Raw genomic sequence first — 3,289 nt, forward strand, 5'->3', positions numbered from 1 at the left:
CTTCTACTGGGACATTAACTGTTCTTGTAATACCATCATGAATTACTGTTACTGGTACTACTTTCTTACCGTTCTCATCCGCAATAGTTCCATATTTTACAGTGTAATTATCATCTAATGATTTATCATTTGCTGTTACTTTAGCTTTTACAGTTCCTTTATCAACTTCAGATAATTCTGCTCCTACTTTAGGTTCTACAGAGATTTTTGCTGCTCCATTTTTCACCCCTAATGTGAAATCTTCTGCTTTACCTGATAAAGCTAACCGTGCTTGTTGTAATTTATCAAGAGCATCATCCACTTCTGGTTGAGTAGCATCTTGCTTATCATACACTTCTTGAGCTTTTTCTAAAGCGGCATCGTAAGCTTTTTTCTTAGCGACATCTGTTTCTTTAGCATAAGCTGGTGATTTTTTAACAGCGTCATCTTTGTTCAAATCGATTTCTGCTTTTAAAGCATCTTTCGATACAGGTACAGCAACCTCTTTTCCTGTTAATTCTTTAATTGCTTTTGCTAGATTGTCAATTAAAGTAGCTACTTCTGATGTACCTACTGCATTTTCTGGTTCAGCTGTTGTTTTATCTGCTACTTTTGAAGCTGCATCTTTTGCTGTGTCAAAAGCAGTTTTCTTATCTTGAGATGCTGTATTGTATGTTTCAGATTTCTTAACTTTTTCAGCTTCTGCTACTAATTTTTGTAGAGAATCCATCTTAGAATCTAACTCTTGAGCTCTTGTCACAATAGCATCAATTTCATCTTTATTTCCAGCTTCTTGTAACAAGTCTGTTAACTCCATTTTTTGAGCTTCATTTAAATGAGATAAGTTCTTAATTGTTTCGATTGCTTTGTCTCGAATTACTTTTATTTCAGCATCTTCTATAATTCTATCTAATTGATCTTTTGAGTTAGCAGCATCAATATTTTCTTTATACTGCTGTTTATCTTCTTCCGATAATCCAGGAATTTGATCAATTTTCTGTTTATACTCTTCTTTCAGCTTTTCAGCTTCTTCTTGAGCTTTTTGAGCTTCATTTTGAGATTTTTGTGTCTCAGCTTCTTTTACAATACCTTCAACTCCTGCAACAGTCGACTCCGCATCAATTCTTCTATTATATTCATCTGCAGTTGGTGAAGTTAAACTATTCTTGATCTTTTCAATTTGTTCTTTTGCTTTCGACTTAGCATTCGCTAGGTTTGTGTTATTCGCTTCATTTAAAATATTATCAAGTAAAGTTTTTGTGTATTCTAAGGCTTTGTCGGCTGCACCATCACTGCCATCTGGGTCTGTAATATTTTGGTTATCAACTCTATCACGCAACGCTTTTTTCTCATCTTCGCTTAGATATTTAAGTGCGTCGATTGCTTTTTTTACATCACGTTTTTTTGCTTCTATACCTTTTTCATTTGTTGCATTTCTTGAAATGGCTTCATTTACAACAGCATTTATATCTTCCTGACTTGTTTTGCCATTTAATTTATTCTTGAAAACATCTTTTTCTTTTGGAGAAAGATACGTCAAAGCGTCTATAGCTGCCTTACCTTTTTCTCTAGCCATGTCTATAGCTGTATCGTTTAACACAACCTTTTGTTTGAAAAGATGCTCTTTAGGGATATACGGTTTTGGCGTTGTATCATCCCCTACAATTATTCCTCTACCATAATCATCTGATTTTTTGTTTGTACGCGGCGAGATAAACTTCCCTTTGAACTTTTCTGAAACTCCTTCACCTACACTTTCTATAACATTATTTCTAATAGTCATATTGTTTACATTGTAAAAATTAGTTATAGCTTCCCCAAATTCATTATCTTTGATATTTTCTATATCATCTACTGGATATGGATTATATTTGTAGTTATACCCACTTTTTTCTGCAGCTATCGTCTCTGCTGCATTTGGGTCTTCATAAACAAGAGAAGTTCCTGGAATTACATCTGTTGAATCATCCTTATATGTAATTGTTGCAGTTCCATCACTCGCAATAGAAATACTATCTTTGCCCTCCTTCAAATTATCTACAAATTTATTTTGTCCTTCTGGAAGAGATCCACTAGTATTATCTTGGTTAACTTCCCAAATTTTTTCCTTTATTTTATCTTTTTCTTTTTGTGTTAAACTTGTAGTATTTCCTACACCAAGACGTTCTGGAATTTTAGGCTCAAAAAATTCCTTATCCTTGTATAGTGGTGGAACCTCTACTGTCGAAACCTTGAAATGACTTAGAAATGATAGTCCACGCCCAACTTTAACACCCGCACCAAAATCTAATGTATATTTCCCATTTCTTAGAGTTGGATCAATAACTTTGTATGTCGCTTCAACTGTGACGCTTTCGTGAGCAGCTCTTTCCCAGTCAGAATACATGCTTCGCGTATTATTTCTGAAAGAGTCATAAATACCTTGGGCACTTGGACTTCCATCTATAGAATCCCCAATTCTCCACCAAAACATACCATTAAGGTCTCCACGATAAGTCCAACCACGTTCACCAGTTGCATCGTTGTAACGGTTAGAACTCTTAGGATTCCCAGCATCAAGCTTATCCGACATATCCTTGTCTTGATAACGTGAACCTACAGAGTTAGATCCTGAGACCCAAGGTTTATCACCTGTCCAACTCGTTATTTCCCTACCAGTCGCATTGCTTCCATTATACAAAGTGATTTTCGTAGGTTCCGTCACCCCTACTGGCGTTGTAAACCAAAAATCTGGACGACCACTATATTTCGCTACTCGAGTCCCATTGAAACCACCGTTATATTTATAAGTAACAGTTACATAGGGATTTGTTTTGCTATATTTTGACCAATCAACTTTTATATCTATTTCTTGATCTACGTTTACTCTATCATGAACTGAACTATCTGGCGCAGAAAATGGTGTGTCTCCTTTATTAGAGTACAAAGTAGTAACATTTCCACCCTGTTGATCTCTAAATGTCACCAGTGCCGCATCTACGACATCTGGGGTCGTAGCCGCCCCAACTAAAGATGCCCCTATCAAACACGACGCTGCTCCAAAGCTAAACTTTCTAATCGAAAATTTTTCCACACGCTGCCACATCTGCTTAGAGCGTTTCTGAGTTCTCTTGTATTTCATTCTTTGATCTCCATTTTTTATTTTTATTTCTTCTTATTCAAAAAGCTGATGCACTACAATAAAACTTTATTATAATATATCTACTTTAGGTGATAAGAATATACGTACATTATAGCATAAAATCCCCCCCCGTCCACTTTTAGCCTAATTTTTACTTTAATTAAAATATATAGCTAACTTCTCAAAGTA

1 protein-coding gene is annotated in these 3,289 nt (G+C 35.4%); it reads right to left on the reverse strand.

Annotated elements, in window-relative coordinates; genetic code table 11:
- The coding region (locus HT721_RS10800) for a YSIRK-type signal peptide-containing protein (protein WP_173229817.1) at positions 1-3,100 on the reverse strand (3,100 nt) is incomplete at its 3' end.
- Positions 3,101-3,289 lie beyond the last annotated feature (189 nt).

Source organism: Streptococcus sp. 4094 (genome assembly GCF_013277125.1).
Lineage (GTDB): Bacteria > Bacillota > Bacilli > Lactobacillales > Streptococcaceae > Streptococcus.